This is a genomic window from Streptomyces sp. 891-h (genome assembly GCF_022760275.1).
GTDB classification, from domain to species: Bacteria; Actinomycetota; Actinomycetes; order Streptomycetales; family Streptomycetaceae; genus Streptomyces; species Streptomyces spirodelae.
On record NZ_CP050693.1, the window covers coordinates 4163429 to 4185340 of the forward strand.

Consider the following 21912-nt stretch of genomic DNA (forward strand, 5'->3'; position numbering starts at 1 on the left):
CCGTCCGGCGCCATAGTGCAGCTCATCCAGAGGGGCAGAGGGAACGGCCCGTTGAAGCCCCGGCAACCATCCCGCGATCCGCGTGTACGCGGACGTCCGTGTACGCGGACCTCAAAGGCGAGACCGCCTCGTGGGGACGGTGCCAATTCCGGCCCGTGACGAGATACGCCACGGGGAAGATGAGGAGAAAGGGCCTCGCCTCCATGGCTGTGCAGACAGTTGCAGCGAACAGCACCACTTCCTCCGACGACGCCGGGACCTCCGGCGCCCCGTCCGGGAACACCTCCCACGACCTCGGTGCCGCAGTGGCCCTCTCCTGCCGCGAGTGCGGTACCCGCACCGAGCTGGGGCCCAGCTTCGTGTGTCTGGAGTGTTTCGGCCCGCTGGAAGTCGCCTACGAGCTGCCCACCGGTGACCCGGAGGGCCTGCGCAGGCGCATCGAGGCCGGACCCGCCTCGATGTGGCGCTACGCGCCGCTGCTGCCCGTCCCCGCCGACGTCGCCGAGAAGCCGAACCTGAACCCCGGCTTCACCCAGTTGGTCAAGGCCGACCGGCTGGCCGCCGAGCTCGGCGTGACCGGGGGCCTCTACGTCAAGGACGACTCCGGCAACCCCACCCACTCCTTCAAGGACCGCCCGGTCGCCATCGCCCTGGAGGCCGCACGTGCCTTCGGGTTCACCACCCTCTCCTGCTCCTCGACCGGCAACCTGGCCGGCGCCGTGGGTGCCGCCGCCTCCCGTGCGGGGCTGCGCTCGTGCGTGTTCATCCCGGACGGTCTCGAGCAGTCCAAGGTGGTGATGGCCGCGATCTACGGCGGCGACCTCGTCGCGATCGACGGCACCTACGACGATGTGAACCGCTTCTGCTCCGAGCTGATCGGCGACCCGCTGGGCGAGGGCTGGGGCTTCACCAACGTCAACCTGCGGCCGTTCTACGCCGAGGGCTCGAAGTCCCTGGCGTACGAGATCTGCGAGCAGCTCGGCTGGCGGCTGCCCGACCAGCTCGTCATCCCCGTCGCCTCCGGCTGCCAGCTGGTGAAGATCGACAAGGGGCTGCGGGAGCTGATCCAGCTCGGCCTGGTCGAGGACAAGCCGTTCCGGATCTTCGCCGCGCAGGCGGAGGGCTGCTCGCCGGTGTCCCGCGCGTACAAGGACGGCACCACCGCCGTCCGGCCGGTCAAGAAGCCCGACACCATCGCCAAGTCGCTGGCCATCGGCGACCCGGCGGACGGCCCTTATGTGATCGACATCTGCAAGCGCACCGGCGGCGCCGTCGAGGACGTGAACGACGAGCAGATCGTCGACGCGATGAAGCTGCTCGCGCGGACCGAGGGCGTCTTCGCCGAGACGGCCGGGGGCGTCACGCTGGGTGTCACGCGCAAGCTGATCGAGTCCGGCGCCATCGACCCGAGCCTCACGACCGTCGTCCTGAACACCGGTGACGGCCTCAAGACCCTGGACGCCGTGGCTCCGACGGCCCGGCCCACCGCCGTGATCAGCCCCAACCTGGCCGCTTTCCGCGAGGCCGGCCTGGCCTGACCGCCGCCCGGCCGGCCCTCCCGGCAGCCCGGCCGGCCCCGGCGAGCACCGGACGGCTGAAATCCGCCCCCCGGTGTTTAAGCGGCAGCGGGGCCGGAGCGCGACCCCGGGGTGCTTTTCCCCTTACGTTAGGAAGATCGACATGAGCGTCAACGTCCGGATTCCGACCATCCTCCGCACCTACACGGGCGGTCAGGCCGAGGTCACCGCGGAGGGCGGCACCCTCGCCGAGGTGCTGGCGGACCTGGAGAAGAACCACACGGGCATCAGCGCACGGGTGCTGGACGACGCGGGCAAGCTCCGCCGCTTCGTCAACGTCTACGTCAACGACGACGACGTCCGCTTCGAGCAGGGTCTGGAGACGCCCACCCCGGATGGCGCGGGTGTCTCCATCATCCCGGCGGTGGCCGGCGGCTGACCCGTTCGGAGCCGTTCGGAGCCGTTGGGTCCTGTCCGGGCCTGTCGGGCTCTGCTCGGTGCTGTCGGACCGTCGCCACCTGCGGTTCGACCTGGTGATCGCCCCTTCCGGGGAAAACCGGAGGGGGCGATTCCATGTGACGAGAGGTGGTTCGGAAGGCGGTAGAGTGACGGAAGTTCCCTCTCCCGCCGTGCGTCGAACGCAGCGGTGTGCGCGATGAGGAAGCGACAGCGCCACGACAACAACGGGCCAAGTTGCCGTTGGAAACCGAGTGGCAATTGTCGCGAAGGCTCCGTATGTCTGGCCCGACTTGCCCTGCTCCGGCCGCAGTTGAGGCATATTTCCGATCAGTCGTGCCCAGAATTCTCGTCCGATTGACCTGTTGCAGAGGGCGTCCGTGCAGATACATTCAGCGGCGGTCGACGCGTTCCGGCGCACGCCCCCGCTTGCCGGTGGGGGTGAGGTCTGACCCGGGTTCGCGAAGTGCGGGCTCGTGCAAGGGCCAGTAATAGGGGAGTTAGGAATGGCTCAGGGCACCGTCAAGTGGTTCAACGCGGAGAAGGGGTACGGCTTCATCGCGGTCGACGGTGGTGCGGACGTGTTCGTCCACTACAGCGCGATCCAGATGGACGGTTACCGCACCCTGGACGAAGGGCAGCGGGTCGAGTTCGAGATCTCGCAGGGTCAGAAGGGGCCGCAGGCGGACATGGTCCGCGTGACCGGCTGAGTGCCGCCGGACTGCGCGAGAGCTGGACACAGCAGAGAGGGGCCGCACCCACAGGGTGCGGCCCCTCTTCTGCGCCCCGAAGGGGCGCGGGGAACGGCGCGAGTGCCCCGAAGGGGCGCGGGGAACTGCGCGAGCGACCTGGGGGCACCTCCCGGCCTCCCCCAGCCTCCGGCCGGGAGGTGCCCCCACCGACCACCACCCTTCAAGGAGACGCCTTCGGCGTCGCTTGCACTCTCCATGCCCGAGTGCTAATCATTGGGTTAGCACTCTGCGAGTGAGAGTGACAGAGAAGGACCGGGTCGGTGAGGCCGCAGGCCGGGTGGGGAAGGAACCGCCGGGTCGCAGGCCGTCCGTCGCGGGCGCCACGCGGTCCGGAGAAATCCAACCCTCCCCTTGCGCTCGGCGCATGGGGGAATCCAGGGAGGACCAACCCACATGGCCAAGATCATCGCCTTTGACGAGGAGGCGCGGCGCGGTCTTGAGCGTGGCATGAACCAGCTTGCCGACGCCGTCAAGGTCACGCTCGGCCCCAAGGGCCGCAACGTCGTTCTGGAGAAGAAGTGGGGCGCCCCCACGATCACCAACGACGGTGTCTCCATCGCCAAGGAGATCGAGCTCGAGGACTCCTACGAGAAGATCGGCGCGGAGCTGGTCAAGGAGGTCGCGAAGAAGACGGACGACGTCGCCGGTGACGGCACGACGACCGCCACCGTGCTGGCCCAGGCGCTCGTACGGGAGGGCCTGCGCAACGTTGCCGCGGGCGCCAACCCGATGGCTCTCAAGCGCGGCATCGAGCAGGCCACCGAGGCCGTCTCCGCCGCTCTGCTGGAGCAGGCGAAGGACGTGGAGACCAAGGAGCAGATCGCTTCGACCGCCTCCATCTCCGCGGCCGACACCCAGATCGGTGAGCTGATCGCCGAGGCCATGGACAAGGTCGGCAAGGAAGGCGTCATCACCGTCGAGGAGTCGCAGACCTTCGGGCTCGAGCTCGAGCTCACCGAGGGCATGCGCTTCGACAAGGGCTACATCTCCGCGTACTTCGCCACCGACATGGAGCGCATGGAGGCGGAGCTCGAGGACCCGTACATCCTCATCGTCAACTCCAAGATCAGCAACGTGAAGGACCTCCTTCCGCTGCTGGAGAAGGTCATGCAGTCGGGCAAGCCGCTGCTGATCATCGCGGAGGACGTCGAGGGCGAGGCCCTGTCCACGCTGGTCGTCAACAAGATCCGTGGCACCTTCAAGTCCGTCGCCGTCAAGGCTCCGGGCTTCGGTGACCGCCGCAAGGCGATGCTGAACGACATCGCCATCCTCACCGGCGGCCAGGTCATCTCCGAGGAGGTCGGCCTCAAGCTGGAGAACGCCACCCTCGACCTGCTGGGCCGTGCGCGCAAGGTCCAGATCACCAAGGACGAGACCACCATCGTCGACGGTGCGGGCGACAGCGAGCAGGTCCAGGGCCGGGTCAACCAGATCCGCGCCGAGATCGAGAACAGCGACTCGGACTACGACCGCGAGAAGCTCCAGGAGCGCCTGGCGAAGCTGGCCGGCGGCGTGGCCGTCATCAAGGCCGGTGCCGCCACCGAGGTCGAGCTCAAGGAGCGCAAGCACCGCATCGAGGACGCCGTCCGCAACGCGAAGGCGGCCGTCGAGGAGGGCATCGTCGCCGGCGGTGGCGTGGCCCTGCTGCAGGCTTCCTCGGTCTTCGAGAAGCTGGAGCTGGAGGGCGACGAGGCCACCGGTGCCGCCGCCGTCAAGCTGGCCCTGGAGGCCCCGCTCAAGCAGATCGCGGTCAACGCCGGCCTCGAGGGCGGCGTCATCGTGGAGAAGGTGCGCAACCTGACCCCGGGCCACGGTCTGAACGCGGCCACCGGCGAGTACGTCGACATGATCGCCGAGGGCATCCTCGACCCGGCCAAGGTGACGCGCTCCGCGCTGCAGAACGCCGCCTCCATCGCGGCGCTGTTCCTCACCACCGAGGCCGTCATCGCCGACAAGCCGGAGAAGGCCGCCGCGGGCGCCGACGCGGCTGCCGGCGGTGGCATGGGCGGCATGGACTTCTGAGGAAGCTCGCCGTCTGATCGGCTGCCCACCGCCTGGGGCGGGCACCCTACGGGGTGCCCGCCCTTCGCTTGTCCGGTGGGACTTCGGGGGCACGGCCCCGGGATCAGCCGACCTCCACGTCCGCGAAGCAGAGGTACCCCTTGATCTCGGACACCTGGTCGTAGGGGTCCGGGTAGGACCAGGCGATGTCGTGGGCGCTGCCGTCGGCCAGCGACCAGTAGTCGGCGGTGCCCTTGAAGGGGCAGCGGGTGTGGGTGTCGGAGACGGCCAGCAGCTCGGTGCGTACGTCCTCGGGCGGCAGGTAGTACCGCACCGGGTAGCCGGTCTCGCTCAGCAGCAGCGGCCGGTTGCTCTCCGCCAGCACCCGGCCGTCACGCGCGACCACGCGCACGCGCTCGCTGCCTTCCTCGATGGTGATCGTATGCCCCTGTGCGGCCATGGCGCGGTCCTTCCTTCGGAGGTTGTCGGAGCCCGGGCTGGGCCTCGATGCTGAACTCGTCCTTGGTGCCCGGGTACGGACTCGGTGCCCGGATTCGGCCTCAGGCCCCGAAGAGTGCCAGGGCCGAGGTTTCCAGTCCCGTCATCTTCACCGGTACCGGGCGGTGCGTCTCCCAGTCGGCACGGCTGAGCCGTAGCCGTTCCAAGGTGCGGGCCCTGCCCTGCACGGCGACCGTCTGCAGACCGTCCGGCCGGTAGCCCAGCTTCTCCGACACCCGTCGCGAGCGCGGGTTGTCCGTCATCGCGGCGGACGTCATGCCGCGTGCGCCGAGCCCTTCGAAGGCCAGCTGCAGCACGGCCGCCCGCATCTCGGTGCCGAAGCCCTTGTTCTGGTGCGCCGCGCCGAGCCAGGAGCCGGTCTCCGCTTCCCGTACGACCGCGAAGTCGGTACTGCTCACATCCTGACGCCCGATCACCCGTCCCTCGTGCAGCACGGCGAGGCTCAGCGTCCACTCCCCGGGGCGCCAGTTCGCGATGGTGCTCAGCACGTGCTGGAAGCAGCCGCGCTTGCGTTCCTCGGGGTTCGCGGCGGTCCACGGGATGCTGAACGGCATCTCGGCGTCGCCGTGCACCTTGCCGGCGGCCAGCTCCGCCAGTTCGACGAGCGTACGCGCATCCGGAAGGCACAGTTCCAGTCGAGGAGTCGTCAGGCGCAGCCCGTACAAGGGCCATACGCCGGCTTCCGTGGTCTCCATGACGGGAGCTTGCCGAAGAGGGAGTGCGCAGGCGAACGAATTACGGTCGCTCACGGCCGCCGGCCGATGCGCCGCTCCAGGCTGTCGAGTACGGAGGCGAGGCCGATCTCGAACAGTTCGTCCAGGTGCAGGTCGTAGCCGTCCGTGCCGAGCGAGCCGACCAGACGGGTGAACGTCGGATAGGCGCCGGACGCGGTCAGCGACGCGAGGGTCTCCTCCTGCTGCGCCATCCAGGCGTCCTCCGTAAGGCCGGTGCTGCTCTCGGCCGCCGTCTCCCGCTCCCACTGGATGGCCAGCCCCTGGATGTGGCTGTAGAGCAGTACGTTCAGGTTGAGCACGGTCGCCGGGGGCAGACCGTGGCCGTCCAGCGCGCTGAGCATCCACTCCGAGTACGCCAGCAGGTTGGGCAGCAGCAGCGGCCGGGTGAGCGGACCGATCTGGGCCAGCCAGGGGTGCGCGCGGTGCAGCTGCCACAGGGAACGGGCGCCCAGTTCCAACCGGGTTCGCCAGTCTGCGGGGGCTTTGGCCGGGGTGTCGGGGGTGTACGGGGCATCCGGGGTGGCCGGGGGGTGGGCCGGGGTGTCCGGCGGTAGTTGGAGCTCGCCGAGAACGGTGTCGGCCATCAGCAGGACCAGCTCGTCCTTGCTGTTCACATAGCGGTAGGCCGCCATGGTCGCCGCGCCCAGCCGGGCCGCGACGCCCCGCATCGACAGGGCGGCGAGTCCCTCGGCGTCCGCGATCCCGATGGCGACGCGGACGATCCGCTCCCGGGTCAGCTCCCGTTCGGCCCCGGTTCCGGTCGCGGTCTGGGTTTCGATCGCGGCCGGGGTTCCGGTTCTCGTGCCGACTGGGGTGGGGCGCTGGCGTCTGGGTGCGACCACGGTTCCCACCCGGGGCCGGGCCTCGACCAGCCCGTCCTGACGCAGCGTGGCCAGCACTTTGGTCGCGGTGGCCAGCGCGACGTTCCACTCGCGGGCGATCTGCCGGGTGGAGGGCACCCGGTCCCCGGGCGCGAGCTCGCCGTCCGCGATACGCCGCCGAAGCTCGGCCGCGATGCGCGCGTACGGCGGTGTGAAGTGCGCCACAGTCGGTCCCCTCTTGTTGGCTGTACTAGAACAGAGGCTAGCAGCGCGAAGGGAGCTCGTGGTTGCTGCTGTCCTAGCTCAGCTGTGAGTTTCTGCCAGCTGGGAGCGGTTGGGAGGGGGGTGTGTACGGCGTACATTCAGTCGCGGGTCGCACGGTGACAGTGCGCGACCCGATGTTGCGTACGCCGTACCAAGGGAGACCCCATGCAGACCGTCCTCGTCTCCGGCGCCAGTGTCGCCGGGCTCACTCTCGCCCACTGGCTGCGGCGCCGTGGCTACGCGCCCACAGTCGTGGAACGGGCGCCCTCCGTGCGGACCGGCGGCCACGCCATCGACGTACGGGGCGTCGCGCTCGAGGTACTCGACCGGATGGACCTGCTCGAGGAGGCGCGTGAGGTCCGTACCCGGATGCGTGGCATGTCGATGCACGACAGCGACGGCAACGAACTGTGGCGCTCCGCCGAGATGACCTACAGCAGCGGCCGGCTGGACAGCGACGACATAGAGCTGCTGCGGGAGGACCTGACGACGCTCCTGTATCGGCGCGTCCAGGCCGGGAACGAGGCGGAGTTCCTGTTCGGCGACTCGATCTCGGCGCTCCGGCAGACGGAGGATGGTGTCCATGTCACGTTCGCGAGCGGAGCCCGGCGCACGTTCGACTACGTAGTGGGCGCGGACGGCCTGCACTCCGGAGTGCGCCGCCTCGTCTTCGGCCCCGAGGCCGACCATCTCCGCCATCTCGGCTCCCACCTGGCCGTCTTCAGCACGGACAACTTCCTGGGCCTCGACAATTGGCAGGTGTGGGTGCAGGGCGAGACTGCCAGCTATTGCCTGTATCCCGTACGCGACAACACCGAGCTCCGCGCGACCCTCGGCTTCATGTCGCAGTCGCTCGATCACGACTACCGGGACATCGAGCAGCAGAAGAGGCTCCTCGCGGCGAACATGTCCTCTCTCGGCGCCGACACCCCCAAGCTGCTGGAGGCCATGCGCACGGCGCCCGACTTCTACTTCGACGCCATGGCGCAGGTCCATATGGACGGCTGGACGCGCGGCCGCGTCGCGCTGGTCGGCGATGCGGGCTATTGCCCCTCGCCGCTCTCCGGCCAGGGGACGAGTCTCGCCCTGGTGGGTGCGTACGTCCTCGCGGACGAACTGGGCCGGTCCGCCGACCCGGCGATCGCGCTGCCCCGCTACGAGGAGCGCATGCGCCCCTATGCCGCCCTCAATCAGGCCCTCGCCACCGAGAACCCTGGCAAGGGTGCCTCCGAGGAGTCCCTCACCAGGGCGAAGAATGCCCTCACCCTGGGTGACGGCGGAGGCGAAGGCGTGTGAGGCCGCCCATAGGGTCCAGATCACTTACGTGGCGGCTTCGTAGGTCCGGGCTGCCGGGACTGGGGGTTCCGGGCCGTTGGTGCACCGTTTCGGGCATTCGGTACGAAAAGGGGTCGTAGGTCACATAGTTGTCGGGTGGGGGAGCCGGTTCCCAGGGTGGGTGCCAGGTCGCGATGAGACCGGGATGCACGCCCCCGACGGGCGCCCCTGGGACGGACGCGGCCGGAACGTCCCCCCACTGGAAGGCTCTCCGCTCGCATGCGTACTGCTCTGCGTTCCCTCAAGCCCACCCGCCGCCTGGCCGCTGCCGCTGTGACCGCCGTGGGCACCGCCGGTATCGCCACCACCGCCCTGGCCGGCACCGCCCACGCCGCCGGCGCCGGCAAGCACGAGGCCAAGCCCGCGATCGCCAGTGCCGCCTCCACCGCCCAGCACCTGACCGCCCAGGCCGCCCACGCCAAGGCCGAGCAGGCCCACGCCAAGGCCGACAGCAAGCAGGCCGGCGGTGAGGAGTACGCGGACAATCTGGACGGGTGGATCCGTGAGGCCCGCGCGATCATGAAGAAGCACGGGATCCCCGGCTCCTACGACGGCATCAAGCGCAACATCATCCGCGAGTCGGCCGGTGACCCGGGCGCGGTCAACGACTGGGACATCAACGCCCAGAAGGGCACCCCCTCCAAGGGCCTGCTCCAGGTGATCCAGCCCACCTTCGACCGCTACCACGTCGAAGGAACCCCCGACAAGCTCACCGACCCCGTCGCCAACATCGTCGCCGCCTGCAACTACGCAGCCGACCGCTACGGCTCCATGGACAACGTCAACTCCGCCTACTGAGCCACCATCGAGCTCAAACAGCACCCCGCATGCGAAAAGGAGCGGGTGGGAGAAACACCTCCCACCCGCTCCTTCCTGTTCTGTGGAGTATTCGACTCATCGGGCGGGGATGCCTGAAATGCCCGCCACCGATTGGCAGTTGCGGGCGGAGGACACCGCTCTCACGAGAAGAGGACGCACACCATGGTCGCAACCTTCCGTCTCCGTAACGTCGTTGCTGGTGTCATGGCCGTCGGGCTGATCGGTGCGGCCGCCGCGACGGCGACAGCGTCGGCGTCCACGTCGACTTCCGTGCCGACTTCCGTGCCGACGTCTGTCGAGGCGCCGACCGAATCCGCGGCCAGGACCAACACCGTCACGGCCGATCGGCAACAGGTGAAGCAGTGGGAGGAGTTCCGGCTGCACGGGAAGGTGACCGGCATCAAGGCGGGGACGACCGTGCACCTCCAGCAGAAGCAGCACGGCACGTGGAAGACGCTGCCGGGCACGTCGGTGGTCAATCGCTCGCTGGACTACTCGATGCGCGTGAAGCTCGGTATCAAGGGTGTGAACCAGGTCCGGACGGTGATCGCGGGCCAGCCGTCCAACCCGGTGACGGTGACGGTCCGCTGACGGCTGCCGTCGCGCGCCGGCGGCTTGCGCCGCCGCTGCTGTAGGTCCTGCTGGGGCCCGGACTTGGGGTAGTGCTAGGTACACCCCGGGTTCGGGCCCCAGTCGTATGGGACCGGGCCGCTGCCCCGGGGAGAGTGGAGGCATGACAACGACGACGCCGCACGCACAGCCGGGCTCCCCCTCCCTCCGGGACTCCCACCCGCGCCCGGCCCCGGCCCCGGTCCCGGCCCCGACGGCCTCCGGTCGCCCTCGCGGGGGTCGGTTCGGCAGGGAGGTGGGTTATCTCCTCTCCGGCCTGCCGCTGGGGATAGCCGCGTTCACCCTGATGATCGTGGGGTTCGCGCTCGGGGTCTCCACGCTCGTCCTCGTCATCGGCCTGCCGGTGCTGGCCGGCACGCTGGCCATGGCCCGGTATCTGGCCCGGGTGGAGGCGGACCACATAGCTGTCGTCACGGGCCGCCCGCTCCCCGAGCGCTGGGAGGACCCGGCATGGCGCGAGGCCGAGGCCGAGGCCGGGGCCGGGGCCGGGAGCGGCGGCGGGCGGTGGAAGGCGGTGCGCGATCCGCAGGCATGGCGGGACCTGGCACACGCGGTGCTCTCCTTCCCGGTGCGGGTGGCGACCTTCGCCCTCTCGCTGGTCTGGCTGGTGGGCGGGCTCGGTGGACTCACCTACGGACTGTGGTCGTGGTCGATACCCCGCGGCGACAACGACGGCGTGATGGACCTGGCCTTCGGTATCTCCGGGCGCGGTCCGGACATCGCCTTCAATACCGCACTGGGAGTGTTCCTGCTGGTCACGGCGGTGCCGGTGGTGCGCGGCCTCACGGTTGCGCAGGCGAGCCTGGGCCGGGTGCTGCTGCGCCGTGCCCAGGTATGAAGCGGCCCGCTGCCGGTCGCTCGCCGACCCTCTGCCTGCCGGTCTCAGCCGGAAGCGGCCTCTCAAGGGGCGAGACGGCCGAACTGCTGCCATCCTGAGGCGGCGGGAAGCTGCGACGGGCGGAGACGCCCCCCAGCCTTGGACACCCAGCAGCAGCACAGAGCAGCAGTACACAGCCCCGTCTGCCGGAGGATCCGTATGCTGACGACCGACTTCGTTCCCGGCACTCCCAACTGGCTCGATCTCGGCGCTCCCGATGTGGACGCGGCGGTCGCTTTCTACACCAGCGTCTTCGACTGGCAGTTCCAGTCGGCGGGCCCGGAAGCCGGGGGATACGGGTTCTTCCAGCGCGGCGGCAAGACGGTCGCCGCCGTCGGCCCGCTGATGGAGGAGGGGGCGACCTCCTCGTGGACGACGTACTTCCACACCCAGGACGCGGACGGCACACGTGCCCAGGTGGAGCGTGCGGGCGGCACCGTGCGGGTCGAGCCGATGGATGTGTTCACGGCGGGCCGCCTGGCGCAGTTCACGGACCCGACCGGTGCCGACTTCGCCGTGTGGCAGCCGAGGGACACAGGCGGCCTGGAAGTGGTGATGGAACCGGAGACGCTGTGCTGGACGGAGCTCTACACCACCGACGCTGCGGCGGCCAAGGGCTTCTACACGGCGGTGTTCTCGTGGACGTACGAGGACATGTCGATGGGTGACGACCTGGTGTACACCGTGGTCTCGTCGCCCGGTGGCGGTACGGAGGGCGACACCGGGCAAGGCGGGATCATGCAGCTCCCGCAGGAGAATCTGAACGCCGGATCGACCTCGGAGTGGCATCCGTACTTCGCCACGGAGGACTGCGACGCCACGTGCACCCGGGCGACGGGTGCCGGGGCGAAGGTGCTGATCCCGCCGACGGACGCACCGGGGGTGGGACGGCTCGCGATGCTCAAGGACCCGGCGGGTGCGCCGTTCGCCCTGATCAAGGGAGACCCGAACATGGGCTGACAGCCGACAGCTGGCGCCCCTGGTCGGGCGACGCTTCGGGCAGGGGCGAAGTGTTCCTGCCCTAGCGTCCAAGCCATGACACGAACCGTGCACGAGTTCGACCGATATGAGGACGTGCGGGCAGCTCTGGCCGACCCGCACCTGGTGCCCGAGCTGCCGCCTGCGGCCGAGGGGCGGGGGGAGGGCGCTTCGATGGCCTGGCTGCGGGCCTCGGTCTCCCGGTTCAGTTCGGGACAGGCGCATGCGCGGCGCAGGGCGCTCGTGGAGGCCGAGCTGCGGCGTGTCGATCCGGCGGCGCTGCGGCGGGCGGTGGCCATGGCCGAGGAGTCAGGGGCATCCGGCCAGGACGTGCGGAAGCAGGTGGTGTGTGCTCTGGCCGGGGAGTTGGGGCTGCGGGAGCCGGGGGCCGTGGCCGAGGCCGTCAGTGTGGTGGCCGGGGTCTACTTCGGTGGGGAGGATGCCGGGGCGGACGCGGCGGTGGCGCAGCTGGTGGAGTTGCTGGGCGACGCGCCGCCGGGGGAGCACGAGCCGTCCCGGGGCGGAGGCGGGTTGGAGGTGGCTGCGGCGCGGATCTGTCTGCTTGTGCAGGCGTGCGAGGCCACGGCGTCGCTGGTGCGGCACGCGGCAGCCGCTGATGACGGTGCTCGGCCGGTGGAGGAACTGCTGGCGGAGACGCTGCGTCGGGACCCGCCGGTGCGGGAGCTGCGCAGGGTGGCTGCTCGCGCCACCCGGGTGGCGGGGCGGGAGGTCGCCGAGGGGGATGTGGTGCTCCTGGACGTGGCAACGGCGAGCCGGGAAGAGGGTGCGGGCGGGGATGAGGGTGGGGGCAGGGGTGGGGCCGCGCACGGGGGTGGCTCCGCCGGGTTCCGTGAGGCCACGGTGCCGCTTGCCTTCGGGGCTCAGCCCAGGGAGTGCCCCGGCCGGGAGCACGCGCTGGCGTTGGCCGCCGGTCTCCTGAGGCCCGTGCGGCGTACGCGCTTTGCCGGGTTGCACCACCGGGAGGTGCCGCTGCTTCTGCCCAACGCGTGGGATCACGCCTCGGCGGCGGCTCTGGCGGCCGAGGGGTTCGAGGTGGTGGGCACCACCAGTCTGGGAGTCGCCGCTGCGGCCGGGCTGCCGGACGGTTCGGCTGCCACCGCCGATTCCACGGTGGAGCTGGCGCGGCAACTTGGCCGGGCCGGTTTCCTGTTCACCGTCGACGCCGAGTCGGGTTTCAGTGACGATCCCGCCCAGGTCGCCGAGCTGGCGCGTCGGCTGTGGGCGGCGGGTGCCGCCGGGATCAATCTGGAGGACGGGCGCGAGGACGGCACCTTGGCCCCCGTGGAGGCGCACGTGGCGAAGGTCGAGGCGATCAAGGCGGCCGTGCCGGAGCTGTTCGTCAACGCCCGTACCGATACGTACTGGTCGGGCTGTCGGCAGGACGAGACGGCGGACCGGCTGCTGGCGTATCAGGAGGCGGGGGCCGACGGGGTGTTCGTCCCCGGGCTGTCGGACCCGGAGCGGATCGGGGCGCTGGCCGCTTGCCTGGAGGTACCGCTGAACATTCTCTACACCCCCGCAGGGCCGACCGTGGCCGAGCTGGCGGCGCTGGGTGTGCGCCGGGTGAGTCTGGGCTCGTTGCTGTACCGCACGGCGCTGGGTGCGGCGGTGTCGGCGGCGCGAGCCGTTCGGGAGGGCCGGGACCCCACGCCTGCGACGGGTGGTGTCCCGTCGTACGCCCAGGTGCAGGTCCTCTGTTCTGATGCGGGCACGCTGGAAGGTATTGGAACGATGAGTACATAACCATGCTACAGTGCTGCGCATGGCCCGGCCGAGACTGTTCGACGAGGAGCGGGCCCTGGGCGCGGCGATGCGCGCGTTCTGGGAGAAGGGGTACGAAGCCACCTCGACCCAGGATCTGTGTGCGGCGACCGGTCTGGGGCGCAGCAGCATCTACAACACCTTCAGCAGCAAACACGACCTCTTCCAGCGCGCGTTGAGCCGTTACGTGGACACCATGAGTGCGCTCCAGCTGGAGATCCTGGAGGACGCCGGGCGCCCGGCGCTGGAGCGGATCGCGGCGCTGCTCGAACGGATCGTGGACCAGGAGTTCACGCAGCGACCGGAAGGCCGGAGCATCGGCTGTCTGTCCGTCAACACCACGGTCGAGTCGGCGGCCAGGGACCCGGAGATCGACCGGGTGCTGGCCCGGGATCTGCGGGTGCGTCTCGACGCGCTGCGGGCCACCGTCGAGGCGGGGCAGCGGGCCGGTGAGATCGTGGCCGACCGCGACCCGGAGACGCTCGCCCGCTTCGTCAACGCCGTCATCGGCGGCATGCGGGTCTCCGCGCAGGGCGGTGCGGACCGCACGGCGCTGGAGGGGATCGCCGCCACGGCGCTGGACGCGCTCAAACGCTGACGCCGGCTGGTCCCGCTCGCGGGGGGCCTGCGCCGGCATCCGGCCCCTGAGTCCCCCTTGCGGGTGCCGAAGCCCCCCGTGGTTCACGCCTGCGCGGAGGCGGCTCACCCTGGGCAAATTTTGAACTGATCGGTACACAACGACGGTGGTCGACCCACCGCACACACTCGGGAGCACGCGGATGCCACTGACCGTCTATCTCATGGCCGCGGGGATCTTCTCCATGGTCACCAGCGAGTTCCTGGTCGCGGGGCTGATGCCGCAGATCGGGGACGGACTGGACGTCTCCGTCTCACAGGTCGGCTACCTCGTGACCGCGTTCGCCGCCGCGATGACCGTCGGCGGGCCCTTCCTCGCCGCCGGAGTGCTGCGGCTGCGGCCCAAGCAAGCGCTGCTGCTGCTGTTCGGGATCTTTCTGGCCGGCAACGTCCTGGCCGCCCTCGCCTCCGGTTACGCCGTGATGCTCGCCGCGCGGATCGTCAGCGGCACCGCCTCCGCCGCGTTCCTGGGCGCGGCGATCTCGCTCAGCGTACGGCTCGTCGAACCCCGGCTGGCCGGACGCGCCGTCTCCGTGGCGCTCAACGGGCTGATGCTCGGCACCCTGCTCGGGCTGCCGCTGTCCACATTCATCGGCGAACGGTACGGCTGGCGCAGCGCGTTCTGGGCCGTCACGGTGATGACCGTCCTGGCCGCCGTGGCCACGCTGGTGTGGGCGCCCCGGGTGGAACGGCAGGAGAGCAGCGGCGGCGGCAGCGGCGCGGGCGGCGGGCTGCGCGGGGAGCTGGGGGTCTTCCGTGCACCGAGGCTGTGGCTGGTGCTGTCGACGAGCACGCTGGTGATCGGTGCGACCTTCTCGGCGTTCAGCTACTTCAACCCGATCCTCACCGAGGTCTCCGGGTTCTCCACCGGCAGCGTGCCGTTGCTGCTCGTCGCCTACGGTGCCGCCAACCTGGTGGGCAACGCGATCGTCGGCCGCCTCGCCGACCGCTACACCGTCGCGGTGCTGCTGACCGGTCTGATCAGCCTCGGCGTCTTCCTCGCCGCCTTCGCGCTGCTGGCCGAAGTGCCCGCAGGGGCCGTGGTCTTCATGCTGGCCATCGGCCTGGTGGGCGTCACCATGAACCCCGCCATGGCCACCCGCGTCCAGCGCGCGGGCAACACCGGGCCGCTGGTCAACACCGTCCACTCGTCCTTCATCACCCTCGGCATCATCATCGGCTCCGCTCTGGGCGGCCTCGCGATTCCCCGCTTCGGGCTGGTCTCCCCGGTGTGGATCGGTGTGGGCATGGCCGCGCTGGGTGTCCTCACCCTGCTCCCGGACCTGCGCGGCGTCGGCCGGGAGAGCCGCCGCGCTTCGCGGGTGGCCGCCGCCCACCCGGGTGCGACGGCCGACCCCGGTACGGCCGTGGGTCCCGGCGCGGCCGTTGAGCCGGGTACGGCCGCCGACCCGGCCGCCGCGACCAAGGTCGGCTGAGGCCACGCGCCGGGCGGCTCCCCCGGTCGGCTCCGCCCGGATTCAGACGAGTGAGCCGCTGCCGCCGGTGGGAGCCGGGGCCGGGCTGGGGTTCGGGCTGCCCGGCTGCGGTCCTTCCGCCGAGGGCCCCTCGGCCGAAGGACCGCCTTCGGGATCGGGCGTCTCCGCTTCCGCTTCCGCCTCCGAAGGAGCATTCAGCTCGCTCAGCATCTGCTTGCTGAAGCCGAAGAAGTACGTCGCCCCGAACCCGACCAGGTAGCCGGCCGCGAGCCCCAGCCCGTAGATCGCGGCGATGGCGCCCAGGCCGTGGTTGCCCTTCAGCAGTGGGAAGAGGGCCCAGCCGGAGGGGCCGATGGCGGTGGAGCCGACCGAGGTGCCCAGTTGGTAGAACAGGCCGACGATGCCGCCGCCGAAGGCACCGCCCACACACGCCGTGATGAACGGACGGCCCAGCGGCAGCGAGACGCCGTAGATCAGCGGCTCGCCCACGCCGAGGAAGCCGGCGGGGAGGGCGGAGCGGATGGTCTTGCGGATCGAGGTGTTGCGGCGCAGCCGCAGGTAGATGGCGACTGCCGCGCCGACCTGGCCGGCGCCCGCCATCGCGAGGATGGGCAGCAGCACGGTGTAGCCGCTCTGCTCGATCAGTGTGGTGTGGATGGGGATGAGCGCCTGGTGCAGCCCCAGCATCACCAGCGGCAGGAACAGACCGCCCAGGACGAATCCGGCCGCTGCACCGCCGTGCTGGAGGAGCCAGTCGGCGACGTGCCCGATGCCGGTGGCGATCTCGCCGCATACGTACATCAGTCCGAACAGTGTGACCAGTCCCGCGATCAGCACCGTCACGGTGGGCGTGACCAGGACGTCCACGGCGGACGGTACGAGGCGGCGGCACGCCTTCTCCACGTACACCGCCAGCAGCGCCGCGAACAACGCGCCGAGTACGCCGCCCTGCCCCGGGGCCAGCTTCTGGCCGAACGCCGAGACGTCGGCGACCCCGGGGAAGACGATGACCGCCGCCGCGGCGCCGCCGAGCACCGGCGTACCACCGAACTCCCGTGCGGTGTTCAGCCCGACGAAGACCGCGATCAGCGACATGAAGCCGCTGGCGATCGCCGCCAGTGCCGGGGTGAGCGACGGCAGCCAGCCCGCGTTGGCCAGCAGCCCGTTGATGCCCGCGACGATGCCGCAGCCGATCAGCGCGGGGATGAGGGGGACGAAGATATTGGCGATCCGGCGCAGTATCAGCTTCACCGGCGTCGCGTTCTTCTCCTTGCGGGCCGCGCGGATCGCCGCCCCCTCGGCTGCCAGGTCCTCGGCCGTCCTGGTGCCCGGGTGACCGGACGGCGCCGGGCCGGACGCCGACGCGGACTCCGCTGCCGCTGCCCCTGTCGCTTCCGACGCGGATGCCGATGCCGATGCCGGTGCGGGCGCCGACCGGACCAGCGCCTCGAACTCCGGCGTCACCCGGGCGACCTTCCCGGGGCCCAGCACGATCTGGTACGTGTCGTCCTCGACCACGCCCATCACGTCGGGGAGCGCCTTGAGTGGCTCGTCCCGTACGAGGGAACGGTCGGCGAGGCCGAGCCGCATCCGGGTCATGCAATGGGTGACGGAGGTGACGTTCGCCGCGCCTCCGACGAGCGGGAGAATCGCCTCGGCGAGCTGCTTGTTCGGGTTGGTCTCAGGGCTGTCTTTGGTGCCGTCAGTGCTCATGGTGCGGTCGCTCTTCTTTGAGTGGTGCCATGGTGCGGACTTCGCGGGTGAAGCGGGTGGGACGGGTGGTGCAGGGGGTGCCCCGGGGGCGGGGGAGTGCGGGCAGGTGCGGGGTCAGGCCTGGCCGTCGTCGGCGCCGGTCGCCGCCGAGAGTGCCGCGCGCAGATGCCCGTGCGAGGCGGTGAGCAGCCGCTGGGCCGTGGATCCGTCGACGTCGCCGAGCAGGGTGAGGATCGCGGCCTTGACCTCGCCGTCCGTGGCCGCCAGCGCCGCCTCGATCTCCTCGTCCGGCGCGCCGGTAGCCAGCGCCACGATGCGCCGGGAGCGCGCCCGCAGCTTCTCGTTGGAGGCGCGCAGGTCCACCATCAGGTTTCCGTAGGTCTTGCCGAGCCGGATCATGGTGATGGTGGAGAGCATGTTGAGCACGAGCTTCTGCGCCGTACCCGCCTTGAGCCGGGTGGAGCCGGTCAGCAGCTCGGGCCCGACGACGACCTCGATGCGGTGCTCGGCCGCTGTGCCGAGAACCGAGCCCTCGTTGCAGGCCAGCCCCACCGTGAGCGCGCCAAGGGAGCGCGCGTACTCGACGGCGCCGACGGCGAAGGGCGTACGGCCCGACGCGGAGATGCCGACCACCGTGTCGTCCGCCGTCACGCCGAGCGCCGCCAGATCGGCTGCCGCCGCCTCGGCGCTGTCCTCGGCGCCCTCCACCGAGTCCACCATCGCGCCGGGACCGCCCGCGATCAATCCTGCGACCTGGCCAGGTTCCGTGTTGAAGGTCGGCGGGCACTCGCTGGCGTCCAGCACGCCCATCCGGCCCGCCGTGCCGGCGCCCGCGTAGAGGAGGCGGCCGCCGCGTGCCATCCGCTCGGCGACGGCGTCGATGGCGGCGGCGATCTCGGGCAGCTGCGCGGCGACGGCCGCGGGCACCGTGCTGTCCTCGCCGTTCATGATGCGGGCGATCTCCAGCGTGGGGAGCTGGTCGATCTCGGCCAGCTCGCTGCGGAACGCCTCGGTGGTGAGCGTGTCCAGCTCCCGGCGCAGGTCGCCGTAGCGCGAGCGCCCGGCGTCGGCGCCTGGGCCGTCGGTACCTGAGCCGTCGGTACCGAGCCCGTCGGCGTCGGCGCGCTCGCTGGAACGCGCGGCGCCGCCCGGCTGCGGGGCGCCGGGCTGCGACGGGCCGCGCTGCGACGTGCCGGGCTGCGGGGCGCCGTTCGGCTGCGGCGTGCCGGGCTGTGCGGTGGCGGGTCGGGCGGCGCCGGGCTGTGAGGTGGTGGACTGTGAGGTGGTCATGAGGGCGCGCTTTCTGTGGCTCAGGGCGGAGTCCGGTGGGCCGCGGCGCGGCGCGTGCGGCCGGTGGGGGTCGCACGGGCGACGCGTTTCGGCGGGGCCTTCAGCAGGTGCGCGGGCGGTGGGGGCCTCAGCGGGTGCGTGGCCTGGGGGAGTGGCGGTGTGCCAGCGCCTCGTAGGAGGCGGACAGCGCGGGCGCCGCCGTCTCGTACGTACGCTGGGCCACCCCTATGAACAGGCAGTCCACCACGAGCAGTTGGCTGGTCCTGCTCGACATCGCCGCCGGGCGCAGCTCGCTCTCGCGCGCTGTGGAGGTCGTCAGCACGTGGTCGGCGTACTGGGCGACCTCGCCGTCGGGGCGGCCGGTGATCGCGATGGTGGTGGCGCCCTGGTCGAAGGCGACCCGCAGCGGCTCGATGACGTCCACCGTCCGCCCCGAATGGGTGATGGCGACGGCGACATCGCCGGCGCGCAGCTGGACGGCGTTGGTGACGGCCAGGTGCGGGTCCGCATGGCTGTGCGCCACCATGCCGATGCGCAGCAGCTTCTGCGCCAGGTCCTGGCTGACGAGGCCGGAGGCGCCGACGCCGTATACGTCGATACGCCGCGCTGTGGCCATCGCCGCGACGGCCGCCTCCACCTGCGCGACGTCGAGCCCGGCCGCGGTGTCCGCGAGGGTCTGCTGCTCGTCGAGCGCCAGCTTGGCCACGACGTCGGCGATCGGGTCGTCGACGACGATGTCGGCGGTGACGGCGGGGGCCGCGCCGGACTCCTGCTGCGCAGCGAGCCCGGCGAGGGCGAGCCGCAGGTCGCGGTAGCCGGGGTAGCCCAACAGCCGGGAGGTGCGCACCACGGTGGCCTCGCTGGTGCCCGTGCGCTCGGCCAGGCCCGTGACGGTGAGCTGGGCGCATCCCGCCGGGTCGCTGGCGACGGCCTCGGCCACGCGCTGCATCGAACGCGTCATCGAGGGCGCCATGGTGCGGACTTTCGCCGCGAGCGCGGTGGGGCCGGGGCGGTTGGTGGTCCGCGCGGGCGAGCTGCCGCCGGACTCGGCAGCCGCGCGGGGGGCCGGGGGCTGGGTGCCGGGCCCTGCCGGGCGGCGTCCCGGACGGAAGGCGAAATTTTCCTTCAGGTCACTGCTCACGGGTGGAAGATATTTTCATATCGGTCCACCGTCAATGCCCGACGCGGCGTGAGCTGTGATCCCGCCCCGTTCGCACTGGTGCGTTCGCCCGCAGTGGTGCAATGGAGGTATGGAACCGAAGGAACCCGCACCGGAGCCGGGCCCGCCGGAACACGGCCCCCAGGACGCGCTGGAGCGGGCGCTGCACGCGGCCCGCGCGCTGATCCTCGCCGACCTGGAGGCCAGTGACGTGGCGCGCGCCGACATCGTCTCGCTGGTCGAGGAGGCGGTCACGCACCGCCGCTGGTGGGTCGGCCAGTGGCCGGAGGGCGTGGCCTTCGTGGACGGGCTGGTGGCGCAGGACGTGCAGGACGCGCTGCTCGAACGGTACGGACGCTGGCCGGTCTGCCCCGTGTGCGTCGGCTCGGACCCGCACGCGCTCGATGTCGAGCCCGAACTGGGCGAGGAACCCCACTGGGTGTGCGGCAAGACCTCCACAGTGGTGGCCCGGGTGGGCTACCTGGGCGGCAAGCTGTGAGCCGGAGCCGGAGCCGGGGGCCCGCCTGGTGACGCTCTACATCGACCCGCCGATCTGGCCCGGGCACGGCCGCATGTGGTCCCACCTGGTGAGCGACGTCTCCTACGAGGAACTCCACACCTTTGCCGCCGGCCTCGGATGCCCGCCGCGCGCGTTCGACGGCGATCACTACGACGTGCCGGCTTCGCTGTACGACGCGGCGGTGAGCGCCGGCGCCGTCCCGGTCGGCTCCAAGGAACTCCTCCACCGACTGACGGCCGCCGGCCTCCGCACCCCGAAGGGCCGCTGACGGGGCGCCCCGGGCTGCGTTGATGTGCGGCTCCGCCGCGTGTGCGTGCTCAGCCACCGAGGTGTCGCGGTCGCCGTACGGCATCAGCATCCGCGGCGGGTTTCGCCGGGACCGGCACCGCCGGGCAAGTCTCGTGTGGTGCGCGCCGTTGCGACGGGAAGGGGGGAAGGCCCCGCCGGGGCAGGGCGCGGCTCCGAACCCGCGAGGAGATGGCCGTGGTCAGTACGGCGGAGGCCGCCATCGCGGTGCCGACCCAGGCGACCGCCGCGTACCCCCACCCGGCGGAGATGGCCAGGCCGCCCACCCAGGGCCCCACCGTGTTGCCGATGTTGAACGAGGCGGTGGCGGTGGCCCCCGCAAGGGTCGGTGCCGCCTCGGCCGCGTTGAACATCCGGGCGTTGAGCGCGGGACCCGTGGTGAAGGCCGTGACACCGAGCACCAGCGCCAGCGCGATCGCCGCCCACCGGTACTCGGCGAGCAGCGCCAGCAGGGTCAGCACGGTGGCGGACGCGGCGATACCGCCGTACATCGTGCCGAACAGGTGAGCGTCCGCGATCCGTCCGCCGATCACCGTACCGATCAGCCCACCGAGCCCGAACAGCGCGAGCACGCTGGGCACCCAGCTCTCGGGCACGCCCGCCACCTCGGTGAGCAGCGGCGCGAGGTAGGAGAAGAACGCGAAGACGGCACCCGCGTTCAGCGCGATCGTCACCAGCGCGAGCCACACCTGCTTGTCGCGGTAGATGCGTAGCTCCCGCCGGAGGTCGGGCGCCTGGGCACCCGTCGGTACGGGGGTGTCGGGCACGGACGCCAGCACTCCGGCCACCGCGAGGGCCGCCAGCACCGCGACCGCCCAGAACGCCGCGCGCCACCCGGCCTGCTGTCCCAGGAACGAGCCCGCAGGCACCCCGGCGATATTGGCGACGCTCAGCCCGCCCACCATGATCGCCATGGCGCGGGCCCGCGCGTTCCCCGGTACCAGCGAGACGGCGACCGCCGAACCCACCGCCCAGAACCCGGCACACGCCAGCGCGCTGACGATCCGCGAGACGAACAGCACCTCGTACGTGGGCGCCAGCGCACCCACGACATGCCCCAGCGCGAAGGCCGCGAGCAGCGCGATCAGCGTCGTCCGGCGCGGCAGCCGCAGCGTCGCGGCGGCCAGCACCGGTGCCCCCACCACCATGCCCACCGCGAACGCCGACACCAGCAGCCCCGCCTGCGGGATCGACACCCCCAGGTCGCGGGCCAGCGGCTGGAGGATCCCCGAGAGCATGAACTCCGAGGTCCCCAGCGCGAAGACGGAGAGTCCCAGCACGTAGACGGAGAACGGGATACGGGTGTCGGAGCGCGCTTCGTCCACGGGATCGCCAGGCATGCCCTCTCCAACCCGTGCACCGGTGCC

At 71.1% G+C, this 21912-nt stretch carries 21 protein-coding genes and 1 riboswitch; of the genes, 14 read left to right on the forward strand and 7 right to left on the reverse strand.

Features of this window, described 5'->3' with window-relative positions; genetic code table 11:
• Positions 1–19 precede the first annotated feature (19 nt).
• Positions 20–186, forward strand: a riboswitch (SAM riboswitch).
• Positions 187–203: 17 nt separating this feature from the next.
• The 4 genes from thrC (at position 204) to groL (ending at position 4747) form a co-directional block, all read left to right on the forward strand.
• A complete protein-coding gene (gene thrC / locus HC362_RS18220; RefSeq protein ID WP_243084983.1) occupies positions 204–1538 on the forward strand; it encodes a threonine synthase in 1335 nt (444 codons plus the stop codon).
• 142 nt (positions 1539–1680) lie between these two features.
• Positions 1681–1956 (forward strand): MoaD/ThiS family protein, encoded by a 276-nt coding sequence (locus HC362_RS18225; protein ID WP_209241468.1) that lies wholly within the window; start codon positions 1681–1683, stop codon positions 1954–1956.
• Positions 1957–2479: 523 nt separating this feature from the next.
• Positions 2480–2683 (forward strand): cold-shock protein, encoded by a 204-nt coding sequence (locus HC362_RS18230; RefSeq protein ID WP_016472377.1) that lies wholly within the window; start codon positions 2480–2482, stop codon positions 2681–2683.
• A 435-nt stretch (positions 2684–3118) separates the two neighbouring features.
• Positions 3119–4747 (forward strand): chaperonin GroEL, encoded by a 1629-nt coding sequence (gene groL, locus HC362_RS18235; RefSeq protein ID WP_243084984.1) that lies wholly within the window; start codon positions 3119–3121, stop codon positions 4745–4747.
• A gap of 103 nt (positions 4748–4850) precedes the next feature.
• Here groL and HC362_RS18240 read toward each other — a convergent pair whose 3' ends face one another.
• From HC362_RS18240 to HC362_RS18250, 3 genes are all read right to left on the reverse strand, one after another.
• The gene (locus HC362_RS18240) at positions 4851–5186 is read right to left on the reverse strand and encodes a DUF427 domain-containing protein (RefSeq protein WP_243084985.1); all 336 of its coding nucleotides are present in this window, start codon (positions 5184–5186) and stop codon (positions 4851–4853) included.
• Between the two features lie 100 nt (positions 5187–5286).
• Entirely contained in the window at positions 5287–5940 is a 654-nt protein-coding gene (locus HC362_RS18245) for a GNAT family protein (RefSeq protein WP_243084986.1), read from the reverse strand.
• Positions 5941–5990: 50 nt separating this feature from the next.
• Entirely contained in the window at positions 5991–7025 is a 1035-nt protein-coding gene (locus tag HC362_RS18250; RefSeq protein ID WP_243084987.1) for a TetR/AcrR family transcriptional regulator C-terminal domain-containing protein, read from the reverse strand.
• Between the two features lie 204 nt (positions 7026–7229).
• On the opposite strand from HC362_RS18250, the gene HC362_RS18255 reads away from it, so the two are divergent.
• From HC362_RS18255 to HC362_RS18290, 8 genes are all read left to right on the forward strand, one after another.
• On the forward strand, positions 7230–8360 hold the full coding sequence (locus HC362_RS18255) for an FAD-dependent monooxygenase (RefSeq protein ID WP_243084988.1): 1131 nt from the start codon (positions 7230–7232) through the stop codon (positions 8358–8360).
• Between the two features lie 258 nt (positions 8361–8618).
• Complete coding sequence (locus HC362_RS18260) at positions 8619–9197, forward strand: transglycosylase SLT domain-containing protein (protein ID WP_243084989.1); 579 nt, start codon at positions 8619–8621, stop codon at positions 9195–9197.
• A gap of 183 nt (positions 9198–9380) precedes the next feature.
• Positions 9381–9809 (forward strand): hypothetical protein, encoded by a 429-nt coding sequence (locus HC362_RS18265; protein ID WP_243084990.1) that lies wholly within the window; start codon positions 9381–9383, stop codon positions 9807–9809.
• A 274-nt stretch (positions 9810–10083) separates the two neighbouring features.
• Positions 10084–10686, forward strand: a complete 603-nt coding sequence (locus tag HC362_RS18270; protein ID WP_243084991.1) for a sensor domain-containing protein — start codon at positions 10084–10086, stop codon at positions 10684–10686.
• A 198-nt stretch (positions 10687–10884) separates the two neighbouring features.
• Positions 10885–11685 (forward strand): VOC family protein, encoded by an 801-nt coding sequence (locus HC362_RS18275; protein ID WP_243084992.1) that lies wholly within the window; start codon positions 10885–10887, stop codon positions 11683–11685.
• A gap of 75 nt (positions 11686–11760) precedes the next feature.
• Positions 11761–13467: an isocitrate lyase/phosphoenolpyruvate mutase family protein gene (locus HC362_RS18280; RefSeq protein ID WP_243084993.1), complete on the forward strand. Its 1707-nt coding sequence runs from the start codon at positions 11761–11763 to the stop codon at positions 13465–13467.
• 19 nt (positions 13468–13486) lie between these two features.
• Positions 13487–14083, forward strand: coding sequence for a TetR/AcrR family transcriptional regulator (locus tag HC362_RS18285; protein ID WP_243084994.1), 597 nt, complete (start codon positions 13487–13489; stop codon positions 14081–14083).
• A gap of 181 nt (positions 14084–14264) precedes the next feature.
• Positions 14265–15557: an MFS transporter gene (locus tag HC362_RS18290; protein WP_243084995.1), complete on the forward strand. Its 1293-nt coding sequence runs from the start codon at positions 14265–14267 to the stop codon at positions 15555–15557.
• 42 nt (positions 15558–15599) lie between these two features.
• On the opposite strand, the gene HC362_RS18295 is transcribed toward HC362_RS18290, so the two are convergent.
• The 3 genes from HC362_RS18295 to HC362_RS18305 form a co-directional block, all read right to left on the reverse strand.
• A complete protein-coding gene (locus HC362_RS18295; RefSeq protein ID WP_243084996.1) occupies positions 15600–17270 on the reverse strand; it encodes a PTS transporter subunit EIIC in 1671 nt (556 codons plus the stop codon).
• Positions 17271–17384: 114 nt separating this feature from the next.
• Complete coding sequence (murQ, locus tag HC362_RS18300; RefSeq protein WP_243084997.1) at positions 17385–18560, reverse strand: N-acetylmuramic acid 6-phosphate etherase; 1176 nt, start codon at positions 18558–18560, stop codon at positions 17385–17387.
• Positions 18561–18687: 127 nt separating this feature from the next.
• Complete coding sequence (locus HC362_RS18305; protein WP_243084998.1) at positions 18688–19701, reverse strand: MurR/RpiR family transcriptional regulator; 1014 nt, start codon at positions 19699–19701, stop codon at positions 18688–18690.
• Between the two features lie 109 nt (positions 19702–19810).
• Between HC362_RS18305 and HC362_RS18310 the strand changes: the two genes are divergently transcribed.
• Together HC362_RS18310 and HC362_RS18315 are read left to right on the forward strand one after the other, a co-directional pair.
• Positions 19811–20218, forward strand: a complete 408-nt coding sequence (locus HC362_RS18310; protein WP_243084999.1) for a hypothetical protein — start codon at positions 19811–19813, stop codon at positions 20216–20218.
• Positions 20219–20246: 28 nt separating this feature from the next.
• Positions 20247–20507 (forward strand): DUF4031 domain-containing protein, encoded by a 261-nt coding sequence (locus HC362_RS18315; RefSeq protein ID WP_243085000.1) that lies wholly within the window; start codon positions 20247–20249, stop codon positions 20505–20507.
• Between the two features lie 49 nt (positions 20508–20556).
• Here HC362_RS18315 and HC362_RS18320 read toward each other — a convergent pair whose 3' ends face one another.
• Positions 20557–21885, reverse strand: a complete 1329-nt coding sequence (locus tag HC362_RS18320; RefSeq protein WP_243085001.1) for a Cmx/CmrA family chloramphenicol efflux MFS transporter — start codon at positions 21883–21885, stop codon at positions 20557–20559.
• Positions 21886–21912 lie beyond the last annotated feature (27 nt).

Bases quoted from the DNA above. Each gene is read 5' to 3' on its own strand.
- HC362_RS18310 (WP_243084999.1), top strand. From the start codon at position 19,811: ATGGAACCGAAGGAACCCGCACCGGAGCCGGGCCCGCCGGAACACGGC.
- thrC (WP_243084983.1), top strand. From the start codon at position 204: ATGGCTGTGCAGACAGTTGCAGCGAACAGCACCACTTCCTCCGACGAC.
- HC362_RS18230 (WP_016472377.1), top strand. From the start codon at position 2,480: ATGGCTCAGGGCACCGTCAAGTGGTTCAACGCGGAGAAGGGGTACGGC.
- HC362_RS18265 (WP_243084990.1), top strand. From the start codon at position 9,381: ATGGTCGCAACCTTCCGTCTCCGTAACGTCGTTGCTGGTGTCATGGCC.
- HC362_RS18320 (WP_243085001.1), bottom strand. From the start codon at position 21,885: ATGCCTGGCGATCCCGTGGACGAAGCGCGCTCCGACACCCGTATCCCG.
- HC362_RS18290 (WP_243084995.1), top strand. From the start codon at position 14,265: ATGCCACTGACCGTCTATCTCATGGCCGCGGGGATCTTCTCCATGGTC.
- HC362_RS18245 (WP_243084986.1), bottom strand. From the start codon at position 5,940: ATGGAGACCACGGAAGCCGGCGTATGGCCCTTGTACGGGCTGCGCCTG.
- HC362_RS18295 (WP_243084996.1), bottom strand. From the start codon at position 17,270: ATGAGCACTGACGGCACCAAAGACAGCCCTGAGACCAACCCGAACAAG.
- HC362_RS18255 (WP_243084988.1), top strand. From the start codon at position 7,230: ATGCAGACCGTCCTCGTCTCCGGCGCCAGTGTCGCCGGGCTCACTCTC.
- HC362_RS18285 (WP_243084994.1), top strand. From the start codon at position 13,487: ATGGCCCGGCCGAGACTGTTCGACGAGGAGCGGGCCCTGGGCGCGGCG.
- HC362_RS18225 (WP_209241468.1), top strand. From the start codon at position 1,681: ATGAGCGTCAACGTCCGGATTCCGACCATCCTCCGCACCTACACGGGC.
- murQ (WP_243084997.1), bottom strand. From the start codon at position 18,560: ATGACCACCTCACAGTCCACCACCTCACAGCCCGGCGCCGCCCGACCC.
- HC362_RS18280 (WP_243084993.1), top strand. From the start codon at position 11,761: ATGACACGAACCGTGCACGAGTTCGACCGATATGAGGACGTGCGGGCA.
- HC362_RS18275 (WP_243084992.1), top strand. From the start codon at position 10,885: ATGCTGACGACCGACTTCGTTCCCGGCACTCCCAACTGGCTCGATCTC.
- HC362_RS18240 (WP_243084985.1), bottom strand. From the start codon at position 5,186: ATGGCCGCACAGGGGCATACGATCACCATCGAGGAAGGCAGCGAGCGC.
- HC362_RS18260 (WP_243084989.1), top strand. From the start codon at position 8,619: ATGCGTACTGCTCTGCGTTCCCTCAAGCCCACCCGCCGCCTGGCCGCT.
- groL (WP_243084984.1), top strand. From the start codon at position 3,119: ATGGCCAAGATCATCGCCTTTGACGAGGAGGCGCGGCGCGGTCTTGAG.